This window comes from Candidatus Doudnabacteria bacterium (assembly GCA_037200925.1).
Taxonomy (GTDB): Bacteria; Patescibacteriota; Doudnabacteria; order UBA920; family O2-02-FULL-48-8; genus JBDTSL01.
Genome location: JBBCGO010000001.1, coordinates 14,502 through 40,399 on the forward strand (window position 1 = coordinate 14,502; position 25,898 = coordinate 40,399).

Consider the following 25,898-nt stretch of genomic DNA (forward strand, 5'->3'; position numbering starts at 1 on the left):
TCCAGATCCAACTATAAGCAAAAAATATAAAATATTCAGAATAATTCTGATTATCTTTGGTCCAATTGCATTGATAATATTATTGTTATTTTTAATAAATGTAGGTGGTTTATGAAGGGAATTATTTTGGCAGGCGGCTTGGGGACGAGATTATATCCGTTGACCCATGCTACTAATAAGCATTTGCTGCCGGTGTTCAACCAGCCCATGATCTATTATCCTATTCAGACGCTTTTGAAAGCGGGGATCACGGATATCATGGTCGTGGTCGGCGGGCCGCATGCAGGCGATTTTATCAGGGTTCTGAAAAACGGCAAGGATTTCGGGATCAAACATCTGGAATTCGCTTATCAGGATTCCGGAGACGCAGGCATTGCCGATGCTTTGAAGCTGGCGGAAAGTTTTGCGGACAACAATCCGGTAACGGTCATTCTTGGAGATAACTGCACTGATTTTAAGATCCGCGAACAGGTCAAACAATTTAAGGACGGAGCGCTGGTGTTTTTGAAAGAAGTGGAAGACCCGCACCGTTTCGGCATCGCCCAGCTGGACAAGAAAGATCCCTCAAAAATTATCGGAATCGTGGAAAAGCCGAAAAAACCTAAAAGCAACCTGGCCGTAACCGGACTTTATATCTTTGACAGGAATGTCTTTAAGATGATTAAAAAGGTCAAACCTTCAGCACGCGGACAACTGGAAATTACGGACGTGAATAATCTTTATATCCAGGCCGGCAAAATGCAGTGGGCCAAACTGGACGGGTTCTGGTCTGATGCCGGCACGTTTGAAAGCTTGTACCGCACAAGCGTGTATTGGGCGCGCAAGGCTTTGGGAAAACGAAACGAGAAAAGTCTGATAAAATTTGACCGAATTTAAATGCGACCGATCGTCAGCGAAAAAAATCACAAATATCTTTCCACATTTATTGTCAGCTTTGGCATGCTTTTGGGTTTTGAAGCGCTCAGCTACATCGTCGGGATCTATCAGCTAAATACCGGTCTGTTCGTGGCGTTCTATGTTTATGCCTTCCATATTTTCTGGCTGACATTTTTGTTTGACCTGCATCTGAAGAAACGCTCCGTACTGGCAGCAGCCGGATTGGACCACAAAGGCGCGCAGATGGTTTGGAATGCCTGCAAAGAACGTGTCAGACACGTCTTCCAATGGGAATATTTCCGGCATTATCAGAATTATTTGGTTCTGCCCGGCCTGCTTTACTGGGCCACGGTTATTTTGATCTTTCTCAATCCGTTCAACACTTTATTGAAACAATCGGTCATTTTTTCGGCAAGCATTGCGATGACCGTGGCATATTGGTTCATAAAAGAGCATTTCAGCAAGCGCTTGGAGGCCCAGTATCACTGGATCACGGTTCTGGCTTTGGTGAAATTGTTCACGGCGTTTCTGATCTACTCGGCCGTGATCGGCGTGACTTTTCATTACGGCTATGACGTTGGTTTTTTGCTGCCGGCCGTGGTCACGATCACGTTCCTGCTCGTTTACCAGGCGCTGTTCCAGCATAATCTTCTGAGTTTCCCGATTTTTATCTGGATCGTGATCTTAGCGCTGGTTATGGGCATCGTTTCTGTTTGGGTTTACAATTATTGGAATACCGAATATTTCACAGCCGGACTGGTCATGGTTGCGGTTTACAATATGCTGTGGGGGATCCTGCATCATTATTTGGACAAGACTTTGACCCAGAAAGTCGTATTTGAATATTTAGCCATGATGATATTGATAATCTCGTTCCTGTTCGCCTCTCACAATTTCAACCAACGTGTGATATAGCGCTAGGCAAAGAAAAAGTTATCAAAACCAATTGGCAAATAAAGTTACCACCGCGATCAGAAATAAGATCAAAATATGCGGGTTGGGATGGATCCCGGCCCGCTTTACTTTTGCGCGGCGAATAATAACAGCGTCTACGATCAGAAATCCCATATAAATTAGCGCAAAGATCCCGAATACGATCCGTAAAATATTAATGATGCCTGCTTCGTTGGAAATCGGGATTGCAATTGCGGTAGTTGCCGCGCTTGCCGCTTGCGAGGACTGGATGTCAACCGGAAAATCCTGAGTGATCTTGGTTCCGGCGTTGTTGCGCGCTTCCACAGATATCGTTTGGTGAGATAGATCTTCAGTCGGATCAAAAGTGAATGAGCCGATGAATTCTCCCTGCGATCTTCCGGCGATGAGCGTGATCGATTGGGTCTTCAGCCTGGCTGTGACCAGAGTCGGCGAACCCGCAATAACCACATCAATATTCACAAGCGTATGTCCTGAGAGGGAAGTGGAATTAATTTTTATATCTTTGGAAATTGCCAGGCTGGCAATCGGGGCAGGTGCCGGAGCCGGAACGGGTGTTGTCACCGGAGTGGTATAAGGCGTAGCGTACGGCGGCCGAGCTTTTGTCACCGGAGTGGTATAAGGTGAAGCATAGGCCGGCGGAGCAGGCGGGGCCGGTGTTTTATACAGCGCACCAAAAAGGCTGACGGCAATGATCGTATCATGATCCGGTTCAAAAGTGCCTGCGATAGTCGCCAGACCCTGGTCTTCAAATTTGGGATTAACGATATTTTCCCGATGGGTCGGACTGTTCATCCAGGCACTGACCATGTCAGACGCGGAAGTGAAATCCATTGCCAGATTTTCGCCCAACGTCAGATAAGGAGTATAGCCTGCCGCCTCGATCCTCGGCCAAACGTAATTGCCGTCCGGATCGACGTGGGCAAAATAACTTCGGGTCATCATATCCTGGGCTTTGCCGATCGCAGCGTTGATCAGTTTGCCGTTGGTAATTAAAGCCGGAATAAATCTTTGGGTCCGTTCGGCATTGATCCTGCTCATCAGGTCGCTCGCATCAATGCTGGATGCTGCCAGCGAGAGGCTAGGCATTAAGAAACGCAGACCCCAAATGACCAGACAAAAAACCGCCAAGGCCGGGGTAGTTATGATCCAAGGCTTATAATCGTTATATTTGGAGGCAAGCAGATAATGTTTGAGTTTCATCGGTAAGGCGTATGATTTAAGTTTAAACCAGTAGTCCCTTCTTGGCAAAAAGCCTGTTTTATTGGCCTATTTTGAGGTTATTGGAGCTAGGTATTGACAATTTATCTGAATTATGCTAAACTAATACGTTATGACAAATCAATATATATCCGAAATCCATAGCTTGCTGAAGCTGGGTGACCCCAACGTCTCCCCGGCTATTAATGGCGCCCCGGAAGGTTTGCCCATTGCAGGCGAAAATAAAGCCGATTCTCATACCCCTGCCGTCAATGTGCGCGAACATGAGCAGATCTTGCACTCTAACGCAGATACGGCAAAGTTAAACAATAACTTCGTCATAAAGATGAACAAAAGCAACCCGACGGTTGCCCATGTAAAAAGCTTCCTGATCTATCCTATGATCTTTATAATCGCATTTGGTTTCTTTTACATTGTGCTGAACTTTGCATCAGTCAGCGCACAGGTCCAGGGTATGTTCGCAAAACCGCAAGCCCAGCAGATCCTCGGCGATCAGCTGCCGGCTTACGACTCATGGATCAACGGATACTTTTACTCAGTGTCCGATGCAACCCTCTTAGATCCGAATTCTGATATCGACAAGGACGGACTGTCCAACATGGATGAATTTATCATGCGCACCAACCCGACGGTCGCTGATTCTGACGGCGACGGATATCCTGATGGAATGGAAGTTATCAATTATAAAAATCCGTGGGGAACCGGCAATATGACTGTTTCGCAGAAACAGCTGGCTGACACATTGGATATGAACCTGATCAATAACCGTATCAGCTATAACGCGGCGCCGATCAATCCGGGCCTGGTTGCAGCTGCCAGTACAACCGACTATGACTTAAGCAAACCCGGCACTCTGTCTATCCCGAGACTGAACCTGACCGTGCCTTTGATCTGGTCCAAGGACCCGTCTGAATTTGAAACAGATTTGACTAAAGGCGTTATCCACTATCCCGGCACAGCGTTTCCCGGCCAGCAAGGCACTATCTATGTCTCAGGGCATTCTTCAGACTATATATGGAAGCATGATGCGATGCAAAGCATCTTTGCCAAGATCAATTTCCTAAAGCCCGGCGATGACATTTTTATCGACGTTTACGGAGTTGACGGCAAAGTCCACAATTTCCGCTATCAGGTTACCGGCAATCATGTTTATAAACCGGATGACCAGACCCAGTTCATCGACAACTCCAGCAACAAGCTGAATCTTTCAACTTGCTGGCCGATCGGCACATCCACTAACCGCATCGTAGTTTCCGCAGTTCAGGTTGGACTTTAATAATTTGGCCGGGCGGAAGACTTTAGTTTTTCAAATTGGAAGATTAGAGCTTTCCGCTCGGTTACGACAAACAAAAAGGCCAGGCTCCCCAGTAAGGAGACCTGTCCAACGATCTTTCAGGAGGAATGAGAAATGCAGAAGTGGACGATAGTACTCAGTTTGGCTTGCTTTGTTTCCGCCGGGTGCCACAAAGGCAATCCGATGGAACCAACGCCGACTACGACAACGCCCAATGGCGCGATCCCGGTCGCTCAGGCGGCGAAGGTCCAGATTCAGCTGAACCAAGCTGTGGACCGGACCGTCAACGCCATCTCGATGACGCTCAAGGGCGTTTCCGGCTCGGACGAACTCATCAACGGCTTGCCGTTGAGCGAGCCGCTCACGGCGACCGACCGCTGGTCAGGCGCCCTGATCCACGTGCTGTCCTACAACGCCGTGGTCAACGGCAAAGTCGGCTGGTCGGGAAATACGAACATTCCGTTCACGCCGCCGAGCCATGATCACTTCCAGTTCGACAGCATTCCGACCAACGGAACGCTAGATATCGCGATCGAGATGATCCCGGGCAACCAGCCTGTGGGTGGGCCGTTCCACCTCATCAAAGTTGACCCTTCTGCTTCGAATGTGGAGATCACGTCCCCTCTGGGCGCAAGATACACGTTCGAGAAGGACTCTTCGGGATTGGTCCATATCAAAGGGCCGCGTCCCTACTAGTTTCTAACTTGGGCTTGCTCTTCTCGAGCAAGCCCAAGCCCCCTTTCCCCAATTCTGCAAGGTAGCTCTTGACAGAATCGTCATATTCATGTATACTATTTTGTTAACAATTTAAAGCCGATATTTCAGTATAAAAAGTGAGGCTCAAGGTTTGGAGGGCTCCAAGCTTTAAGCGTCGCTTCTTGTATTCCACAAGTAAGCACATAACAACCCTCAGGAGGGGCTTATGAAAATCGTTATGGCAGTAATGGCTGCTCTCTTCTTGGGGGGCGTGACCAAAGCCGAAGCTCAAGTTCGTGCACCGACGCCGGGACTCATTGCGTGTGATCCCAGCACCATCCCCGCGATGAATAAAGGATACCCAGTCTGGGGCCCTGCCGGAGCGGGTGTGTCGCCAGTCATGCCGGAAGTTCTGGATGAAGTTCGCAAAGGGCGAAATCCGCTGCAAGTCGTGGCGGAGGCGATCAAGCGCGACAGAAATCGCGACCGGATCAGTATGTTTAACCGCATCCAGGCATTCACGCCGCCGGACACGCTCATGGGGGAAATCCCCGAACTGCCGCGAGAGTTTCAGGAAGCATTCGAAAAAGCTGTTCGGGTTGAAAATCTCGAAGAGTCTACAATCGAGTGCGGCGACCTGATTCACTACGTGACGTCTGCAGCTCCTGATCGGACTGAAGGAAACAAGGCAATCGCCCAGATCCATATCCTGCCGGCACATGTGCTGGGCTGGTGTGAACAGGGAGTTGTCGGTCCGAACGGCAAATGTGCCGTCCGCGTTGTGCAGACCAAAACGCTGATCAGCCTGACCAGCGGGGTCAACAATGGGAGCGCGTATCGCTTCCAGATGATCCTGAACTGCGGGAACCCCAACGCGAAGTTGGAAGTTCCCAATGTCGTAACCGAAGTTCCCGCTCTAATGCCGCCTCCGGACGCACCTGCTGCACCGCCAAAGGAATCGACGGCACAGGAACAACCGAAACCCGAACCAATCTATTACGAGGTTTGGGGCCGGAAGGTTTTCGAAAGATCAGATCACAAACGCCTCGGAATAAGGGACGTTTCGGACCTGGTCTGGTCGATTCACCTGTCGGCATACGACCGCAACGGTCTGCGCTACGACGCCTATCCCCAATACTACGACGACCGGGGATTCGTATTCAGCTACTGGGTGTTGCGAGATGCCCTGCCGCTGACAGTCTCTGAAGATCCTGCGACCGAGCTTGCAGGATTCAGTGATAAAACCGAGAAACTGAAGATTAATTTAAGGGAAGAATCCTACAAGTTGATCCAAGTTCCTGCCGAGCCTGAGTACATTAACCGGGCCAAGGACATCCACACGCTGTGGATTCCCTGCATCACAGGCAAGCACAACAAGTGGGCCTGCGCAGCCATACTTGGCGTCGGTGCCGCCTTCATACCAAGAGGGCACGGTCAAGCGGCAACGGCGACTTCGTCACCCGAGCAGCCTGTGAAAACAGGAAGCCCGGGCCCGCGGCCGTAACGATACATTTTTTTGGGGCAGACGATCTATCGATCGCCTGCCCACCTTTTCTCAAGTGATTAGTAAGCAAACTCTTTGTTTACTGATTATTTTATAAACAGGAGATCATATGAATTTAATCAAACATCTTTCGCAATCAAAGGTCCTTCGTGTCATAGGGCTGGCTTTGATATTGGTTTCGGTTTTTTCTCTTCAAGTTTTGGTTAAAGCCGATACCGGTTCAGGGGACCATGATTTCCTGGTCAGAGTTTTTGATGGCGATCCGGTAAATGATAACAAGGTCCCGGGCGCCACAGTTCAACTGATCGGCGGAGTTAATGACGGGTTGTCAGGCGTTACTGACGGCGCCGGAAATATCCTTTTTCACGTGACCGAAGGCCAGTTTACCACAAGAATTTCCCATCCGAATTATAACACTCAGGATTTTTCGATCATTATTGATATGCCGAGCGGACAGCTGGATGCTTCTTTGACTGCTAATACTCCACCTACACCTCCGACTCCTCCTACACCGCCAACGCCTCCTACACCTCCGACTCCTCCTACACCGCCAACCCCTCCCACTCCACCCACACCTCCGACTCCTCCTACACCGCCAACCCCTCCTACACCTGGAGCAGACAGGGATTTCCTGGTCAGGGTTTTTAACGGCGATCCGATCAATGATAACAAGATCCCGGGCGCCACTATTTTGTTGATCGGCGGAGCTGATAATGGTCTGTCAGGAGTGACCGACGGCGCTGGAAATTTTCTTTTCCATGTCCACGCCGGCCAGTTTACGGCAAGAATTTCCCATCCGGATTTTAACACCCAGGATTTCTCGATCATTATAGACATGCCGAGCGGCCAGCTGGATGCTTCTATGATTTCTAAAACCACCGCTCCGCCTTCAGGACCTCCTTCAGGCGGCGTCTGTACTCCGACACCTCCGGATGGCCGTCCATTGCTGAACGTCTGGCCTATTTCCACGTCAGGAACTGATTGTACCGACTATCCTTTGCTTTCCGTAAAAAACGTTACGCGAGGCGGCGGATATGTCTCAGGCGGCAATGTAACTGCATCCAATGGGGATACGCTTCGTGTTGAACTGTATGTTCATAACGGCGTTATCGATCTTCCAGAAAACATCGCACGTAATGTAATGGTTAGCGCGAATGTTCCGGGTTCAGTCGGCTCTGCCACTATTACTGCCCAAGCATGGGCCGACAATGCCGACTTGGTAAACAGCGGACAAAAAGGCGGAAATGTTACCGTCAATATGGCGGGCAACGAGTCATTGTCATATATTTCCGGTTCAACTACGCTTTATGATCGTGGTCCATCCAATGCCCGCGGCGTCAGTGATGGAATTGTTGGCAGCGGGATTAATATTGACCCAGCGATGCACGGCTGTTTTCCATTTTTACACTTTGTTACATTTGACCTGCGGGTAAACGCTTCATCTACACCCACTCCTACACCAACTCCAACCCCCACACCGACTCCTACTCCAACCCCGACGCCTACACCTACGCCAACACCGACCCCGACTCCTGGCCAGGGAACTATTAGTTTTACAAAGCTGGTACGGAACGTAACGCAAGGACAAACTGTTTTTGCTAACTCTACTTCTGCTAATCCGAATGATCAGGTGGAGTTTCAAATGAAAGTTACGGATTCAGCTGCAGGCCCGGTTAATAATGTTGTCTTCACGGATACTCTGCCTAGCCGTCTTAATCTGGTCAGCGGTTCGTTTACGATCGATGGAGTACCCAGCGGCAGTAATTTGAACGCGATCGGTTTGGGCTCTCTGAGCGCCAGCCAGACCAGAACCATGGTCATCCGCGCCACTGTTTCCGACAGTTCGCAATTCAGTACAGGCGGTACGGTTTTGACGAACTCAGCTCAAGTGACATCTTCCAGCAATTCAGCAAACGCCTCAGCTTCAGTTACCGTAAATATCGGCCAAAATAATAATACGAACCTGGCCATTGTTAAAACTGTCCGCAACACAAGCCAGGGCCAGTTCTCATTCGTCAAATCCGTCTCTGCCAATCAGGGAGATAACGTCCAGTTCCAAATCCAGGTAACCGCCAGCGGAAACATCGCGGCACAAAACGTCACAGTCACAGACAGTTTGCCTAGCGGATTTAATTTGACCTCTGGAACAACGACTTTCAACCTTGGAACTATGAATCCGGGTTCAACACAGACTGTAACCTTAACCGGCACGGTCAATCTCAACAATATCTGCGGAACGACTATTTTGACCAACACCGCACAAGTAACGTCTTCTAATGCCGGTTCTGCAACGGATTTCGCCACAGTGTCTGTGGTCGGAAATAATTGCGGCGGGCCTTCGTCCCCAAGCTTGAGCTTGATCAAACTGGTAAGAAACCTGTCTACTAATACGGGCTTTTCTAATACCGCAAGCGCCTCAACCGGGAACCAGGTCCAATTCCAACTGGTCATGTCGAATAATAATTCCTCAAGCGTCGCCTCGAATGTCCGGGTCACTGACAGCCTGCCGTTTGGATTATCTTATGTCCCGGGAAGCTTTCAGATCGACAACGGAGTATCGTTCGGAAATCTGTTCGGCGGCAGCCAGTTTGTGGGAAACCTCTCGTTCGGTCAATCGCGTACGATATTGTTCACTGCGATTGTCACTAATTCAGGAAATCAAACCTTGGTCAACCAGGCTACTGCTTCGGCGGACAACACAAATTCGGTCAATGCACAGGCAACCGTGTTCGTCTCATCTGTTCTGGGCAGCAACGTCAACCTCATCCTTTCCAAACAGGCGTTTAACCAGACGAGAAACGCGGATGCAACGACAATCGCTGCAAATTCCGGTGATATCATTGTCTACACTTTGTCAGCTCAAAACACGGGCAACAGTGCGGCTACAAATTACACCTTCCAGGATGATCTGTCAGATGTGCTGCAATTATCCCAGATCCAGTCTTTGGGTGACGCTTCTCTCAACGGTACCAATATGACCTGGCAGCCTGTAACAATTCCTGCCGGAAGCATCGTGACAAAGACTTTCAGCGTGAGGGTCAATTCCACCTTTGCTGCGGGAACTGACAATGTCATGACCAACGTATTCGGAAACACTATCAACGTACCGGTAAACAAGCCGACAGTTTTGGGAGTATTCACTTCACCAAAAACCGGCGCCACCAGCACCTTGGTCTACATCTTATCCTTTATGACAGTTCTGGGTTTTGTCGGATACAAAAAGAAAGACCAAATTTTGCCCGTTTTTAACTCTCTAATCCCACGCAATAATGTCTAAACGCCCGTTCATCGCCCTGATCGCTTTGCTGGTGATCTTAGGTCTTGTGATCTGGGCCGCTAACCGCAAGAGTAAAAATCCCGCGCAGGAAGCCGCAACGCCTCTGCTTTCGGTTTATGCGTACAATCAAACCAAAAGCCTTCCGGCCAACCGGACCGCTGCCTCGCCGAATGATGTCATAGTTTATACCCTGAGCGCTGAAAACCAGACCGATCAGGTTGTTTCCGGATACATCATAGAAGCGAACGTTGCTCAAGTCACTGATAAATCCACTTTAATTGATGCGACAGGCGCTGGCTATAATTCGGCCACCAATTCACTGGTCTGGACGCCGCTGGATATTCCGGCAAACGGAGTGATCCAAAAACAATTCAGCGTGCGCGTCAATTCCATACCCTCGGGAGGCTCGGATACCGTGATGCGGATAAAATTCAATAATGAAATGGTTGTTTCGATCCAATCAGTATCCACGGGCCAGCGCGTTGCCGGTGCCAATACCAGCAACAGCCCGTATAAAGCTCCGGTTACTGGTCCTGCTGAGGATCTGGGCTTGTGGCTGGCCGGTATTGCAACAGTTTCATTTTTTGGAATCAAAAAATATCGAACAAATAAAGTCTAGTGAATTTTTAACAGCACTCTGGGGATAACTCAGAGTGCTGTTTTAAAATGCTCGGAACAAACCGCAGACTTGCCCATGTTTTTTTTGTTATCTATGATTAAGAAAAGCGGAAAACAAACATGCAAACAAAAAACCGCAAAACTTTGCCGGTTTTTTGTTTAACCCTCAATTCATGGATAATAAGAAGCAGATCTTAGTGACCGGCGGTGCCGGATATATCGGTTCCCATACAGTGAAGCTTTTACAGGAGCGGGGATTTGATGTTTTGATACTGGACAATCTTTCGACCGGCCATGCGTCAAGCGTCTCATGCCCTCTGATCGTAGGCGATCTTAATGACAAGGATCTGCTGAAAAAGATATTTTCGGAATTTGAGATTGAAGCGGTAATGCATTTTGCCGCGTCGCTGATCGTTGAAGAATCCGTGCTGTTCCCGGGAAAGTATTTTGAGAACAATGTGGTCAACGGATTGAATCTGCTTGACGCCATGATTGCCGCGAAGGTCGAAAAGATAATTTTTTCTTCGACCGCTGCTGTTTATGGTGAACCTCATTATGAGCGCATTGACGAGGACCATCCCAGACTGCCTCTGAATCCTTACGGTGAAAGCAAATTAATTTTTGAAAAGATCCTTAAGTGGTTTTCCCAGGCGTACGGGCTATCTTCGGTTTCGCTGCGCTACTTCAATGCCGGCGGAGCATCAACTGATGCGTCCTTGGGCGAGGACAAGGCCGTGGTCACGCATCTGATCCCGCAGGTTTTACGCGTGGCGGCAAGACAGCAGGAAACGCTTAAGATCAACGGCAATGATTACGCAACTCCTGACGGCACCTGCATCCGTGATTATATCCATGTGCTTGACCTGGCAAATGCCCATCTGCTGGCTCTGGATAAATTAAATGACGATGCGGGCGTATTCGCCTACAATGTCGGGACAGGCATGGGGCACTCGGTCAACGAGGTAGTCACCGCGGCCATGGAAATTACCGGCAAGATGATCCCGATCGAATACGGACCCAGACGCGCGGGGGATCCGGCAGCTCTTGTTGCGGATGTGGAGAAAATTAAGCGGGAACTCGGATTCAATCCGGAACATTCCGATCTGAATACTATCATAAGAACAGCCTGGGCCTGGCACCAAAAATTGCTCGAGAGGCAGAGAAACAAAATTTTAGAGGAAATGCAAAATTGAAACTTCCAAAAATCGCCAATGGGGCGGTTTTTTGGTATGCTTAGTTTAAGATGAAAGAAATATTTCCTTATAAAAAATCAATTGACTCGAAAGTAGTAAAAGCTGCGTCTGAAATTCTCGGCGTTCCTGTTATTTCTTCAAGCAGATTGAAAGGGGGCGTGGTTAATTATGTCTATAAATTAAAAACAGCTGAACGTACAGTTGTGGTCAAGGTTTTTCGGAATCGTTTTTGGCCCGAAGACGGCAAATTGCAATGGATAGAAAAGCAGTTCGCCAAGCATAAGGTCCCGCATGCAAAGATGATCTATTACAGCAGAAATAATAAATATTTTCTGTTCGGGTTGATGATATCAGAATATGTAGCCGGACTGAATGCAATGGAAGCGGTTAAAAAAGGCGTCCATACAATGGCTGATTCTTATAAAGCCACGGGCAATCTTTTGAAAAGGGTTCATAAGATAAAGTTAAAAAAATTCGGGCAGATAAATTACGGGAAAGGCACAGACAGTAATTTTATAAATCGTGAGCTAAAAAAAGCGACAGGACTGATCGAAAAGCTGATACATCATAAGAATCTTAAACACGAAATTCTTAATAAATTTATTTCAGCCGTGAGAAATGGACTCGAACCGTTCAAAAAGAGATTTAAACCGGTGCTGATCCATGGCGATGCAACCCGTGATAATTCTATTTTGGCTAATAACGGTGAATTTATTCTTATAGACTGGGATAATGCCAAGTCAAATATCGCGCTGTGGGATTATTTTGTTTTGACGTCGTGGTGGCCGATCGGACCAGAGTTTAAAAATCCCGCAAAAAAGAAAGAGTTAAAGCAGGCATTTTTTGACGGTTACGGGAGATCTGGGTTTACGAATGATGAAATTGAACATATTGAGCCAGCAATCCATCTCCTGATATATGCAGCAGTTATGGACTTTTTTTTATTTAACAAAAAAGATTATAAAAGTTTCGGCCAAACCCGCAAGCAGTTTGAGCATATTATTAGGAAAATTAAAATCAAAAATTTGTAAAATCAAGGCAAATTTGGTATAATTTGTTTGAAATATTCTCATTAAAACACAATGATAAAACTTTCAGTCGTGATTCCGGCCTACAATGAGGAACACCGCATTGCGCGAACATTGCTCGATGTTGACGGCTATCTGGAAAAACAAAACTATGAGTACGAAATCATCGTCGTAGACAACAATAGTAACGATAAGACATCCGAAATCGTTAAAAATCTGGAGAGCACATCCGTTCAGAATGCCCGCGTGATCACGGAAACCATAAAAGGCAAGGGTGCTGCTGTGCGGCGCGGTATCTTTGACTCAAAAGGCGAGTTCACCGTATTCATGGATGCGGATAACGCGACCCCGATCCGAGAGATCGAAAAATTCTGGCCCTATCTTGAGTCGGGGATAGAAGTTGTGATCGGTTCGCGCTACCAGGACCCGTCAAGCGTCAAGATCAAGCAGCCTTTCTATAAAGTTCTTTTGTCGCGCGCAAGCAACATTTTGATCCAGATCGTGCTCATACCCCACATCAAAGACACGCAGTGCGGCTTCAAGGCTTTCAAGACCTCGGCGGCAAAAGAGATCTTCAAAAATTTGACCATCTTCGGCTGGGCATTCGACATGGAATTGCTTGCCATAGCTCTAAGATTGAGTTATAGAATAAAGGAAGTGCCGGTTTCGTGGGAAGAACACGGCGGCAGCCACGTTCCCCTTAAAGCCTATCTGCAATCTTTGGTTGATCTGTTCAGAATAAAATGGAAAGCCTTAACCGGAAAATATTCGGGTAAATGACACAACGAAACTATACAATCTTTGCAAAGATCTTAATCGGCATTTTGGTGCCAGTTTTTTTATTCATATTGCTCCCGAAGTTTTCGCAAGCTTCCAGTCCAAGCACCATTCAGATAACTTTCCAGGTCAAAACAGGAGCTAATGCAAATTCGATCTTTACCCGCCATAAGCTCAAACCCACTTTATTGTTTGCCAACATATTCAGAGCGCAAATTCCGGCTGATCAGCTGATCGCAATGCAGCATGATCCGGATGTGAATTACGCGCAGATCGACCATCGCTTGCAGGTCTTTGCAGTTACGACTTCCGATCCTTTTTTTACCGCTGACGCCTCGGACATCGACAAACAGTGGTATCTGCCAAAGATCAAGGTTCCTGATGCATGGGGTTATACGAAAGGTTTGAACAGCGTAATTGTCGCGGTCATTGATACGGGAATTCACGCAAGCCATGTCGAGCTCAACGATGGCCGGGTGATCGGCGGGTTTAATGTCCTGACCAACCAGCCTATATTGGCCAATACAAATTCAGACGACAATGGCCATGGGACCTCGGTGGCCGGCGTCATCGGCGCTATTCCCAACAATGTCATCGGGATCGCCGGAATTGATTGGAATATAAAATTGATGCCTGTGAAAGCCATCGGTGCGGATGGCAGCGGCGATACGTCTGCGGTTGCCGGAGGGATCGTCTGGGCCACGGACCACGGCGCGAATATCATCAACCTGAGTTTGGGCGGCAGCGGATTCAACGCTGACCTGACCTTAAGCAATGCAATTACATATGCCTACAACCACGGGGTGTTGATCGTGTCCGCTGCGGGAAATGACCAAGCCGATCACGGTCTGAATTTGGATACCTCAGTTGTTTATCCGGTATGCGCTGACAATGGCAGCAATATGGTTTTGGGAGTGGCTGCCACTGACAGCAATGATCTGAAAGCGGATTTTTCCAACTTTGGCCATAACTGCGTGGACATCTCAGCTCCGGGAGAAAGAATTATAACCACGGCTTACTTGCCCAATAATCCGTCTGATAATGTTTTGATCTACGGCTCCGGCACTTCGTTGGCCGCACCCATCGTGTCGGGAGTCGCAGCGCTGCTAAAATCGACCAATGTGAATTTATCTAACGTTGATCTGCAGAATATCCTGATGAAAACTTCAGACCCGATAGACGCTCTGAACCAAACCAGTTGTTTGGGCGGTTCGTGCAACGGATTTTTGGGCAAAGGCAGGATCAATGCCTTATCTTCTGTTATGCCGCAGCCGTTCTTGGACGGCAGTCTGTTTCGTGAAGCTGCGACCGGCAATATTTATTTCATTGAGAACAAAACCAAGCGTCTGGTATCAGCTTTTGTCATGACCCAGCGGGGCTTTGATACCACAAGTATCATGAATGAATTTAATAATCAACTGGCTAGTTTGCCGACCGGTAGCCCTTTGCCGCCGGTGGACGGCACACTGATCATGTCTTCCGGAGATCCGCAAGTTTATGTTCTTTACCAGGGATTGAAGCGGCCTGTGACATATCTTGTCTTTGTTTCTAGGGGCTATAGGTTTTCGGATATCCAGATGCTTTCGCCGGCAGAGGTCGCAAACTACGCTTCAGGTGATTGGTATTGGCCGCCGGACGGAACAATGGTTTTAGTCCAAGGTAATCCTCGGGTGTTTGTCATGGACCAGCAGGTTGCCCGGCCGGTAACATTTTTCGTGTTCACTCAAAGGCATTTATCATTCGCTAAGGTGGTGAAAGTTACGGCTGATGAGTTTTCCCACATCCCGCCCGCGCCGGATCAGTATTGGCTTTCTCCTGTTGAAGGTACGCTGGTCAAGTCGGATATTTTCCCGGGAATTTACGTGATCGAAAACGGCGTTCGAAGATTACTGTCATTTCAGGCGTTTACCGCCAGAGGCTATCAATTCGCCAGTGTGAAAACTTTGCCGGAACTGGAAGTTGAGGTGATAACCCCGGGGTTGCCGATCGAATAATTGAAAAAAAATTATAAATGATAAATTATAAATTTCAAATTGCAAAGATCCTCCTGATAATTTTCTGCCTGGGATTGGTTTTGCAAGCGCCGCTGGTGGCTTTTGCCCAAGGCCCTGTTGATCCGGCGTTCAATCCGGGACTGCTGATCCCGGATGAGGCGTTTTCGGATGTCGGGACCTTCGGTTCGGCCGCCGGCATCCAGAAATTTTTGGAGCTGAAAGGTTCGGTCTTGGCCAATACCTCGCCCGATTTTTTGGTGAAATTGAAAGAGCCGGATGCGTTGACGAAAGTTGGCTTGGAAGATCCGGAGCCAAGCTTAACCCGCCTTCGGTCTGCAGCAGAACTGATCTACGACGCGGGCACCAAATGGGGACTGAATCCGCAGGTGCTTTTGGTGATCGTACAGAAGGAACAAAGCCTGATCACCGGAACTTTCAGTTCAACGGCGAGTTTGCAGACGGCGCTAGACCATGCAGCCGGATTTGGCTGCCCGGATGACCAGCCCTGCGGCGCAATTTTTACCGGATTTTATAAACAGCTGTTCGGCGCTTTTGATTCCGACAACAGCCGCTGGCTTGGTACAGCCGCATCACTGATCAAATCCTTCAACGCCCAGATCGACGGCCTGAGGGTCGGCCGGGGACCTGCCGTAGATGCAAACAACCACACGGGAGGCGCGGTCGTGAAGACCGCCAGAAAAGGCGATACGGTTATTTTTGACAACACCTTGGGCGGATATGATGGGGTGCAGCCTTCTCAAACCGTGACTTTGCAGAATTTCGCGACAACGGCTTTATACCGCTACACGCCGCACGTGTTCAACGGCAATTATAATTTTTGGAAATTCTATACGGCGTGGTTCAAGTACCCCAACGGCACCATCATCCAGAAGGTCGGGGACACGCTTCAGTATGTGATCGACAACGGCACGAAACGGCCGTTCTCAAGCTTTGTCGCCACCCAGCGCAAGCTGAACCTGACCAATGTCATCGCAGTGTCGCAGACAGAATTTGATTCGTATCCGCTGGAAAAACCCATGCCGCCTCTGGACGGTACGCTGATCAAAGGCAGCACTGATGCCACTATCTTCCTGGTCCAGGATTCAGACAAGCACCCGATCTCGGCTCCGGTATTTACACAGCACAAATATTCTTTCGCCAAAGTTATTACATTGCCGCAGGCAGAAGTGGATTCTTACGAGGCGGGCAGTTACGTGACCCCGCTGAATGGCACATTGATCAAAGGCCAGACCGATGCCACGATATATATTATTGACGATGAATTGAAGCGGCCGATCTCCGCGGATATTTTCAAGGTCCTCAAGCTGTCAACCAAAAAGATCATGAAACTTTCCGACGCGGAAGTCACCAGCATTCCTTTGGGTCCTTATCTGACTCCGCCGGAAAAAACCGCATTCAAGACGAAGACTGACCCTACGATCTGGTGGTATAAAGACAATCTCAAACATTCGGTTTCGGCTTTCGTGTTCAAGCAAAGAGGCGTGAAGAATTTTCCGCTTTTGACTTTGTCAGACACGGAGGTAACCTCTATCCCCACGGGTGATCCTCTGCCGCCAAATGACGGAACAGTGTTCAAAGGCGACCAATCCTCGGCAATTTACAAAATGGTCGGCGGCTTAAAGCACATGTTCTCCGCCGCATCTTATAAGAAAGCCAAGTATCCAAAAGCGACTGTGCTGCCGCAGGCAGAAGTGGATCAGTATGAGCCGGGAGATGATATACAATAAGAAAATTCCTAAGTTCTAATTTCTAAGCTCTAAACGCCCAGAAAAATTGGGGCGTTTTAGTCTACTTCTTCTCTATACCGATAAACTATTTACAAACGGAGCCTGATATATTATACTTTTCAGGTAATGGAAAATATTATTGAGGTTACGAATTTAACTAAGAAGTATAAAGAAATTGCGGTAGACAATATTTCTTTCAGCGTGCGTCCCGGAGAGATCTTCGGCATTCTCGGGCCGAACGGGGCCGGCAAGACAACGACTTTGGAAATGATCGAGGGTTTGAAGGTAAAAACTTCAGGCCAGGCTTTCTTGGATGGGCACGATGTTTCAAAGCAGACGCGGCTGGTCAAATCCCTGATCGGTGTGCAGCTGCAGTCGTCTTCGTTCTTTGACTTGCTTAATCTGAAGGAATTGCTCAACACCTTCGCTTCGCTGTATAACCGGAAAGTTGATCCGATGGAACTTTTGCGAGAGGTCCAGCTGGAAGAAAAAGCCGGCGCCATGGTCAAAGAACTCTCAGGCGGGCAAAAGCAGAGATTCTCGATCGCGGCGGCACTCGTGAATGACCCGAAAGTATTGTTTTTGGACGAACCGACCACAGGACTTGATCCTCAGGCCAGGCGCAATCTTTGGGACCTGATCTCCCAGATCAACAAAAAAGGTAAAACGATCGTTCTGACCACTCACTATATGGATGAGGCGGAGATTTTGTGCGACCGCATAGCGATCATGGACCATGCGCGCATCATTGCGCTGGACACCACGCCCGAGCTTTTGAAACTGCCGGGACTGGAGACCAGCCTGCATTTTCGCGTGGATAAGGATTGTGCACCTGAGCATCTGCAAAAACTGGAAGGGGTCACTCATGTGGAGCACGAAGACCACAGCTACAAGCTGACCACCAATAATGCCGAAGCATCCTTGGGCGGTTTGTTCAAGCACGCAAAGGACTGCGGGTTCAAGCTGATAGATCTGCAGCTGAAGCAGCCGACCTTGGAAGATGTATTCCTTAAATTGACTGGACGCGCGCTTCGTGAATAAGTTCTTTACGCGGCCAGTCATCCCGGACTTGATCCGGGATCTAGATTCCCGCTTTCGCGGGAATGACAATTAACGTGCACTGAGAGAATAATATGCGAACACTTTTTACACTTACATGGGCGTCTATAAAAATGTTTGTGCGCAACAAGCAGGCCTTGTTTTTTACATTCTTCTCGCCGCTTCTGATAATGCTCATCTTCGGAGCGATCGGCCTGGATAAGGTCCAAAAGATCGACGTGGGTGTGGCGCTGTCCGCTCCTCCAACTGACGGTACAGCTAAGTTTGTGGAAGCTTTAAAACAAGTCCCGTCTTTTACGATCCACGAAGGGCTAGAATCCGATCTGCGTACGCAAATTCTGAACGATAAACTTTCGGCAGTGTTTTTGATCCCAGGGGATCTCATCCCTGATGTTGTGCCACCGGCAAATCCTCCCGCCCCGATCCCTATGCCGGACAATTCCGTTCCCCCTGTCCCTGCGGTAACCCCGGACACCTCGACACCGCCTCCCGCGGCTCCGGCAGTCGTGCCACCCGCTCCACCCCAGACCAAGACGGTAACTGTCCTGACCAATTCCGGACAGGCTCAGCAGGCGGGGATAGCATCAAGTATTATGAGCGAGGTTTTGGATAAGACCGCATTGAACATTTCCGGCGGCGCCGGTTTGTTCAAGCTTGAAACACAGGAGATCAATTCCAATCATCTGAACTACGTGGATTTTCTTCTGCCCGGCCTGATCGCTTTGTCTCTGATGCAGATGTCGGTTTTCTCAACCGCATTCGTATTCACTAACTATAAAGAAAAGGGGATACTCAAGCGTTTGATCGCAACTCCCATGCGCCCGGCGACATTTGTCGGAGCCAATGTCATTACAAGACTGATAGTTTCATTCATCCAGGTTTTTATATTCATTCTTGTAGGAATTTTATATCTGAAGGCTCACGTCATCGGCTCATACTGGCTGATCGCCCTTATCGCTATCCTGGGCAGTATTATGTTCCTGGGACTGGGCTTTACGATCTCCGGAATTTCCAAAACCACGGAGTCAGTGCCGGCGCTTGCTAACCTTATCGTTTTCCCAATGCTTTTCCTCGGCGGGACATTTTTCCCCATCTCATCTTTCCCGAACTGGCTGCAGCACGTCGCTAAATACCTGCCATTGACGTATCTTTCCGATTCCATGCGCCAGGTCATGACGAAGAACGCCTCGTTTGGCGATATCCGCACGGACCTGCTTTGGATGCTGGCGTGGTCTGTGGTTTTAGTGGGCTTGGCCAATATCACATTCGGGTTTGAGGAAAAGCGGCAATAAGGTCGCTCGGATACTGTTTGAAAAGACGCAAAAATTTTAATTAAAATTTTTGCTAAGTGCTCGGCCGATTAAGACAGCCTCGCAATTCTTTTGCAAACAGCATCCTCGCTAAACGAGAAAATGAAAATCGCCTCGTAATTGAGGCGATTTTTTAATAAAAAACAATCAATCGTATAAATCGGTCATTGCTACCGCTAGTCGGGTTTTTTTGATATATTGATTCAGTACTTATATGGATAACATCATTGAAGTCAAAGATTTAGTGAAAAAGTACGGTGATTTTACGGCCGTGGACAAGATCTCCTTTGCAGTCAAAAAAGGCGAGATTTTTGCATTCCTCGGCCCGAATGGCGCGGGCAAGTCCACAACCATTAAAATGCTGACCACACTTCTGAATCCGACTTCCGGCGATATAGAGCTGAACGGCGATAATCCCGTCAAAGATCCCAATGGCGTGCGCCACTCATTTGGCATTGTTTTCCAAGACCCGAGCCTGGATGACGAGCTTACCGCCTGGGAGAATATGGAATTTCACGGCGTGCTTTATGATGTGGAAAAAAGCCTGCGCCGAAAGAGAATTGAAGAGCTGATGAAATTCGTGGAACTGTGGGACAGAAAAGACAGTTTGGTCAAGGAATTTTCCGGCGGCATGAAGCGAAGGCTGGAGATCGCCCGCGGCCTGCTGCACCATCCGAAGATAATTTTTTTGGATGAGCCGACCTTGGGACTGGATCCGCAGACAAGGAACCATATGTGGACATACTTGGAAGAACTGAATAAAACCGAAGGCATAACGGTATTCTTCACCACGCACTATATGGAAGAAGCCAGCCGCATTGCCCAGCGTATCGCTATTATTGACCATGGCAAGATCATTGCCACAGGCACTTCCGCTGAGCTTCAGGCCCAGACCCAAACTGATTCTTTGGAAGACGCGTTTTTAAAGCTGACAGGCAGCGAAATTCGCCAAGAAGATGCCAATTCAACCGACCGATCGCGCAACATGTACCAAATGCGCACCGGGGGCGGCAGGAGATAATGAAAACTATTTACATAATGTGGCTTCGCGAACTTAAGCGCTATAGCCGCTCCAGATCCAGAATTATCGGATCCTTAGGCCAGCCGATCCTTTTTCTGCTTGCCTTAGGTTACGGCCTGGGGTCAGTGTTCCAAAAAGCCGGCCAGGGAAACTATATTGATTTTTTGGCCCCCGGCATAATCGGCATGAGCATTATTTTTACTTCGATATTTTCCGGCATTCAGGTGATCTATGACCGCCAGTTCGGGTTTCTGAAAGAAACCATGGTCGCGCCCGTATCGCGGTTCAATATCATGATCGGCCGCACTTTGGGCGGGGCAACCGTGGCAACCATCCAAGGAACCTTAGTTTTTTTCCTGGCTCTGATCCCCGGATTCAGGCCCCAAAATTGGCTATTGGTTCTGCCGCTGATCTTGGTCATGCTTTTGGTCGGAACAATGTTCACGGCCCTGGGCACGGCGATTGCTTCCCAGCTTGAGGACTTGCAGGGCTTCCAGTTGATCATGAATTTTTTGGTCATGCCGCTGTTTTTCCTGTCAGGCGCGCTGTTCCCGCTGGCGGGTCTGCCTTCGTTTTTAGTTTTTATCACCAGATTTGATCCGTTGTCGTATGGCATAGACGCATTCCGGGTTCTGCTGTCCAACTCGGGGCATTATAGTTTGAGCCTTGATCTGTCAGTGCTGGTTGTGATCACTTTAGTTTTCTTGTCCATCGGAAGTTACTTATTTTCCAAGGTTCAGATCTGATAAAACGGATTGTCCTAATAACGAATTTTTTCTCAAGTTCGCAGCTAACTAAATATAAATTTAATAAAACCGCCCAAAAGGCGGTTTTTTTTCACACTTGTGCAGGATGTCTTAGTAAGATATGATATACAATCGAATCTTAATTGGTTCGATTTTGTTTTTTCCAATACCCGCAACCGAAAGGAGGTACGGTAAGTGAAGGGAACTTGCGAGGTTTGTGGCAATGTCCGAATTGTTGAGAAGAGCAGGAAATCCGGTAAGTTGACCTGTAAACCTTGCAATCGCAAACACCATTCCAAGCGCGGAAGATGTTCCTTATGCGGCAAGGTCAGAACGGTTGAGAAGAGAAAAAAGTCCGGCAAGTTCACGTGTCTTTCGTGTCATCGCAAACACAATTCCAAGCGCGGAAGATGTTCCTTGTGCGGCAAGACAAGGATCGTCCAAAGGAACAGCAAAACCGGCAAGTTGACTTGTTTGCGGTGCTATCGCAAACACCACTCTAAGCGCGGAAAGTGTTCCTTGTGCGGCAAGGTCAGGATCCTCCAAAGGAACAGCAAAACCGGTAAGTTGACCTGTCAATCTTGCTACCGCAAAGATCCTTCCAATCACGAGAAATGCGCCAAGTGTGGTAAGACCAAATGGGTGAATAGCCGTACCCCGGAAGGCAAGGCTATTTGTTACAATTGCTATAAGCAAGGCCGGTACCGGGACAAGAGCAATCACGAGAGATGTTGCAGGTGCCGCCAGATCAAACCGGTGCATTGCCGCAATAAGGCCGGCAAGCCCGTGTGCCGAAACTGCAATCGCAGGGACCCTTCGAAACTGGAGAAATGTTCCTTGTGCGGCAGGCTTAGAGTGGTAGCCATGCGCGGCAAGTCGGGGGAGCCCATTTGTCACAATTGCTACCGCAAAGACCCTTCCAAACACGAGGAATGCAGTGTTTGTGGAGATGTCAGACCCGTGGCTATGCGCCTTAAGGATGGCAAAGCTATGTGCGCTAATTGCTATCGCCAAGACCCAACCAAAGACGAGGAATGCTCAGTGTGCGGTAATGTTAGATGGGTGGCAATGCGCGACAAAGCCGGCCGGGCCATTTGCATTAGATGTTCTGAAGAAGTTTGAGTTTGACCCGTTTGGTGTCTTTCCATAGATCCATTCGGGTCTTTTTATTCAATTGACAAAAAGGCTCCTGATATTTATACTTTAATCCTATGACAAATAAAGAATTTTTTATGGAGACGTTGAGTGCGGAAGAGCCTGCTTTTCGCAACGTGATAGAAGCTTTGCCCCAGGACAAGGTTGACTATATGCCTGACGGCAAAGGGCGAACTGCCGGGAATCTGGCTTTTCAGCTCGCCAGCCAGGCATCTTCCATCTCGTCCATCATTACATCAGGAACAGTGGACGGAAGCCAATTTAAGGTACCTGAAAAAATTCAGGTCAGCGAACTTTTGAGCTTGTTCGATAAGAATCTCAAGCAGCTGCGACTGGATCTGGCAAAGATCTCGGACGAAGGCTGGGAACAGGGCGTGGCAATTCTGGAATTTCCGGGCGGCAAGTGGGAGACGACCAAATACGGCATGGCTTGGGGATTTATATTCGATGCCATCCATCACCGCGGTCAGCTGTCAACATATCTGCGTTCTATGGGCGCAAAAGTGCCGTCCATTTACGGCGGCTCGGCTGATACCCCGCCTCCTGTATTGTAGGCAGCGTTGCTTGCAAAAAAAGGTTACCGGGAGTATAATTACATCATCAATCATTTGGCCCTTAAATGGGCAAGATAAAGAGCGGCATTAGGTCGCTCTTTTTGAGCACAAAATATGGAACCATTAGCTTCAAAGATCAGGCCGAAAAGCTTGGATGAATTTGTGGGCCAAGAACATCTGGTCGGCAAGAATAAACCTCTTCGCATAGCCCTTATGGGTATGCATCTTTTTAGTTTTATCCTCTGGGGCCCGCCGGGAGTGGGCAAAACCACTTTGGCCCGGATCTATGCCAATGCTTTGGGCGCGGATTATTATGAACTTTCCGCCGTGTCTGCGGGCAAAGAAGATATCAGAAAAATAGTTGAAAAGAAAAAAGATCTGTATTCCGGCAACAAACCCAAAGTTTTATTTTTGGATGAAATTCACAGGTTCAATAAAGCTCAGCAGGATTTTCTTTTGCCCTATGTTGAGAGCGGCGAATTAACTTTGATCGGCGCAACCACGGAGAATCCGAGCTTTGAGGTCATTCCGGCGCTGCTTTCGCGCTGCCGCGTATTCGTGCTGAATGAATTGTCTGATGATGAGATGAGTAAAATTATTGAAAGTACCGGATTCAAATTAGATAGTGCTGCAAAAGACTGGCTTATCAGAATGAGCAATGGAGACGCCAGGCAGGCGATCACTATGCTGGAAAACACGGCGAATTTTTATAAAGATATTACTATTGAGAATCTGAAGGATACCTTGCAAAGCAAGTTCCTCCGATACGATAAAAAAGCTGAGGAGCACTATAATACCATCAGCGCGTTCATCAAATCCATGCGCGCTTCGCAAGTGGATGCGGCGTTATATTATCTGGCTCGTATGGTGGAATCTGGTGAGGATCCGAAATTTATTGCCAGAAGAATGGTCGTGTTTGCTTCGGAAGATATCGGTTTGGCTGATCCTGTGGCTTTGCAGCTAGCCAATGATGTTTTCCGCGCCTGCGAAACAATCGGCTATCCTGAGTGCGCAATAAATTTATCTCACGGCGTCGCGTACCTCGCTTTGACGCCCAAGAGCCGGGATTCTTACAATGCATATTTTGAGGCTGCGGATGATGTGAAAGAATTCGGCAATTTGCCCATCCCCATGATGATCCGCAATGCGCCGACAAAACTAATGAAAGAACTTGGCTATCACAAAGGCTACGAACTTTATCCCAAAGAAGATCTGCTGCCCGAAAAATTGAAAGGCAAGAAATATTTAAAGAAAAAGATATAAAAAAAGAACCGGAGTGTTATTCCAGCTCGGTCCTCGCAGGCGGTTTGCTTGTGAAGTCAAACCAAACCCGCAGGATTTCTGAACGCTTTGAGAGCACGGAAGAGATCTCTCTAACTACCGGCTCCGGCAAGTACAGGCCTTCTCCGGTCATGAAATCAGTGGTTTTGAACGGCCTGATCAATGCGGACCCTGCATAGGCCGGGGAGTCACCTCTGACCCCTGACGTCTTTGTTGCCACATAGCCAACGACTAGCTGTGAGATCTCTTTGTAGATGCCATGCCGTTTCGTGATCTCTGCTGCCCTGGCATCCGCCCAGCGAACGACAGCGATTCTCTCGGGTGTCGCAGGTGCGCCCACTACCCGAATGTAAAGCCCGGGGCCCGGAAATGGCTGCCGACTATGAACTGATTCCGGAAGGCCGACTGATTTGGCCAGTTCCCTTACTTCGTACTTGAACAAATGGCGCAACGGGTGAAGCATGGCAAATCCTTCGAGCTCAAGGTCGTTGTGGTGCCTGACTATCTGCTGGCCTCCTGTTCTTCCCGATTCGATCAAATCCGGAGCCAAGGTTCCCTGGGGAATATAGGTTGCCCCAAATCCTAGTGCTTCGGAGATGAGGATCTTTCCATACTCTTGCTGAAAGGCCAAACGTTTATCCGGCCCATAGGTCAACGAGGACAAGGCCGAAGCGAACTCCTCATGCGCGCTGATGATTCGCCAATCGCCGCCGATGAAACGTGCTGTAGTTTCGATCTCCGCAACCTCACCTTCGCGGAGTTGGTTTGCGTCAATGGTGAAATAGCGAAGACGAGCTCCGAGGACGGCAGAAAGTATCCGAGCAGTGTAGGAGGAGTCCACGCCACCGCTAAACGGGAGCACGACCTTTCCATCACCGACCTGGTCGAGCACTTCCTGCTGGATCGATTCCGTGATGTTTGACGGCTCCCAGTCTTCCTCGCAGTCTGCGATTTTTTTCACGAAGTTGCTGAGTATTGCAGGGCCGTATTCAGACTGGGTTGCTTCAGGATGGAACTGCACAGCCCAGATGTTGAGATCCAGGTTGACCATCGCTCCCACCCCACCCGATGAAGTTTGGGCGATCGGTTTGAATCCGCGGCCGGCCGTAATCACTGAATCGCCATGGCTGGCCCAGACAGTCTGAGTCTGAGGCGTTTGATGAAACAGAAGGGTAGGGCTGGTGGAGGTAATACCGGATTTCCCGTATTCTTCCTTGGCTTTCTCAACTCTCCCTCCGAAACGGTGAGCTAAGTATTGCATGCCGTAGCAGATGCCAAGTATCGGAACATGCCGGCCTTTTCGTTTCAGACCAAAGATGCTTTGCGGCGGTTTCGGCGCATCTTCGTCAGTCACGCTTTGTCCGCTGCCTGACAGGATAATGGCTTTCACCTCCTGATTTTTCTTCAGCCAGACTTCAGCTTTTTTCGGATCAAGGATAGCTGAACGGATCTTGGAGGATTCTCTCAGGACCCTGCCGATGTTTTGGGTCAACTGGCCACCCAGCTCGATTATGAGCACTTGCGGTTCAGAAGTCACACAGCCTCCTTCGGCGGGTGAATGTACTAGGCCAAATTATAGCTAAAATAGCGCGGTAAAAGCAATAATCAATTCG

At 48.6% G+C, this 25,898-nt stretch carries 21 protein-coding genes; 18 read left to right on the forward strand and 3 right to left on the reverse strand.

Annotated features, from left to right (window positions below; translation table 11 throughout):
- Positions 1–111: 111 nt before the first annotated feature.
- Together WDN47_00100 and WDN47_00105 are read left to right on the forward strand one after the other, a co-directional pair.
- Positions 112–876, forward strand: coding sequence for a sugar phosphate nucleotidyltransferase (locus tag WDN47_00100; protein ID MEJ0020967.1), 765 nt, complete (start codon positions 112–114; stop codon positions 874–876).
- Positions 877–1,791: a hypothetical protein gene (locus WDN47_00105; protein MEJ0020968.1), complete on the forward strand. Its 915-nt coding sequence runs from the start codon at positions 877–879 to the stop codon at positions 1,789–1,791.
- Between the two features lie 21 nt (positions 1,792–1,812).
- On the opposite strand, the gene WDN47_00110 is transcribed toward WDN47_00105, so the two are convergent.
- Positions 1,813–3,012: a CAP domain-containing protein gene (locus WDN47_00110; protein MEJ0020969.1), complete on the reverse strand. Its 1,200-nt coding sequence runs from the start codon at positions 3,010–3,012 to the stop codon at positions 1,813–1,815.
- A 130-nt stretch (positions 3,013–3,142) separates the two neighbouring features.
- On the opposite strand from WDN47_00110, the gene WDN47_00115 reads away from it, so the two are divergent.
- The 14 genes from WDN47_00115 to WDN47_00180 all read left to right on the forward strand — a co-directional run bounded on the left by WDN47_00115 (position 3,143) and on the right by WDN47_00180 (position 21,295).
- Positions 3,143–4,306 carry a sortase gene (locus tag WDN47_00115; GenBank protein MEJ0020970.1) on the forward strand — a complete coding sequence of 388 codons (1,164 nt, stop codon included), beginning with the start codon at positions 3,143–3,145 and terminating at the stop codon, positions 4,304–4,306.
- Positions 4,307–4,672: 366 nt separating this feature from the next.
- A complete protein-coding gene (locus tag WDN47_00120; GenBank protein ID MEJ0020971.1) occupies positions 4,673–5,020 on the forward strand; it encodes a hypothetical protein in 348 nt (115 codons plus the stop codon).
- Positions 5,021–5,246: 226 nt separating this feature from the next.
- The gene (locus tag WDN47_00125; GenBank protein ID MEJ0020972.1) at positions 5,247–6,524 is read left to right on the forward strand and encodes a hypothetical protein; all 1,278 of its coding nucleotides are present in this window, start codon (positions 5,247–5,249) and stop codon (positions 6,522–6,524) included.
- A 109-nt stretch (positions 6,525–6,633) separates the two neighbouring features.
- A complete protein-coding gene (locus tag WDN47_00130) occupies positions 6,634–9,801 on the forward strand; it encodes a hypothetical protein (GenBank protein MEJ0020973.1) in 3,168 nt (1,055 codons plus the stop codon).
- Positions 9,794–10,420: a hypothetical protein gene (locus WDN47_00135; protein MEJ0020974.1), complete on the forward strand. Its 627-nt coding sequence runs from the start codon at positions 9,794–9,796 to the stop codon at positions 10,418–10,420. The genes WDN47_00130 and WDN47_00135 overlap by 8 nt, the downstream gene beginning before the upstream one ends.
- A 172-nt stretch (positions 10,421–10,592) precedes the next feature.
- Positions 10,593–11,612, forward strand: a complete 1,020-nt coding sequence (gene galE, locus WDN47_00140) for a UDP-glucose 4-epimerase GalE (protein ID MEJ0020975.1) — start codon at positions 10,593–10,595, stop codon at positions 11,610–11,612.
- Positions 11,613–11,662: 50 nt separating this feature from the next.
- Positions 11,663–12,643, forward strand: coding sequence for an aminoglycoside phosphotransferase family protein (locus WDN47_00145; protein ID MEJ0020976.1), 981 nt, complete (start codon positions 11,663–11,665; stop codon positions 12,641–12,643).
- A gap of 51 nt (positions 12,644–12,694) precedes the next feature.
- Positions 12,695–13,420 carry a dolichyl-phosphate beta-glucosyltransferase gene (locus WDN47_00150; GenBank protein MEJ0020977.1) on the forward strand — a complete coding sequence of 242 codons (726 nt, stop codon included), beginning with the start codon at positions 12,695–12,697 and terminating at the stop codon, positions 13,418–13,420.
- Positions 13,417–15,411: a S8 family serine peptidase gene (locus tag WDN47_00155; protein ID MEJ0020978.1), complete on the forward strand. Its 1,995-nt coding sequence runs from the start codon at positions 13,417–13,419 to the stop codon at positions 15,409–15,411. The genes WDN47_00150 and WDN47_00155 overlap by 4 nt, the downstream gene beginning before the upstream one ends.
- 17 nt (positions 15,412–15,428) lie before the next feature.
- On the forward strand, positions 15,429–17,159 hold the full coding sequence (locus tag WDN47_00160; protein ID MEJ0020979.1) for a hypothetical protein: 1,731 nt from the start codon (positions 15,429–15,431) through the stop codon (positions 17,157–17,159).
- A 126-nt stretch (positions 17,160–17,285) separates the two neighbouring features.
- Positions 17,286–18,200 carry an ABC transporter ATP-binding protein gene (locus tag WDN47_00165; GenBank protein ID MEJ0020980.1) on the forward strand — a complete coding sequence of 305 codons (915 nt, stop codon included), beginning with the start codon at positions 17,286–17,288 and terminating at the stop codon, positions 18,198–18,200.
- A gap of 92 nt (positions 18,201–18,292) precedes the next feature.
- Complete coding sequence (locus WDN47_00170; protein ID MEJ0020981.1) at positions 18,293–19,510, forward strand: ABC transporter permease; 1,218 nt, start codon at positions 18,293–18,295, stop codon at positions 19,508–19,510.
- Positions 19,511–19,742: 232 nt separating this feature from the next.
- Positions 19,743–20,549: an ATP-binding cassette domain-containing protein gene (locus tag WDN47_00175; GenBank protein MEJ0020982.1), complete on the forward strand. Its 807-nt coding sequence runs from the start codon at positions 19,743–19,745 to the stop codon at positions 20,547–20,549.
- The gene (locus WDN47_00180; protein MEJ0020983.1) at positions 20,549–21,295 is read left to right on the forward strand and encodes an ABC transporter permease; all 747 of its coding nucleotides are present in this window, start codon (positions 20,549–20,551) and stop codon (positions 21,293–21,295) included. Before WDN47_00175 ends, WDN47_00180 begins: the two co-directional genes overlap by 1 nt.
- A 315-nt stretch (positions 21,296–21,610) precedes the next feature.
- On the opposite strand, the gene WDN47_00185 is transcribed toward WDN47_00180, so the two are convergent.
- Positions 21,611–22,192 carry a hypothetical protein gene (locus WDN47_00185; protein ID MEJ0020984.1) on the reverse strand — a complete coding sequence of 194 codons (582 nt, stop codon included), beginning with the start codon at positions 22,190–22,192 and terminating at the stop codon, positions 21,611–21,613.
- Positions 22,193–22,506: 314 nt separating this feature from the next.
- Here WDN47_00185 and WDN47_00190 point away from each other — a divergent pair, with 314 nt between their 5' ends.
- Positions 22,507–23,004 (forward strand): DinB family protein, encoded by a 498-nt coding sequence (locus tag WDN47_00190; GenBank protein MEJ0020985.1) that lies wholly within the window; start codon positions 22,507–22,509, stop codon positions 23,002–23,004.
- 114 nt (positions 23,005–23,118) lie between these two features.
- On the forward strand, positions 23,119–24,267 hold the full coding sequence (locus WDN47_00195; protein MEJ0020986.1) for a replication-associated recombination protein A: 1,149 nt from the start codon (positions 23,119–23,121) through the stop codon (positions 24,265–24,267).
- Between the two features lie 16 nt (positions 24,268–24,283).
- Here WDN47_00195 and WDN47_00200 read toward each other — a convergent pair whose 3' ends face one another.
- Positions 24,284–25,822, reverse strand: coding sequence for a gamma-glutamyl-gamma-aminobutyrate hydrolase family protein (locus WDN47_00200; protein MEJ0020987.1), 1,539 nt, complete (start codon positions 25,820–25,822; stop codon positions 24,284–24,286).
- Positions 25,823–25,898 lie beyond the last annotated feature (76 nt).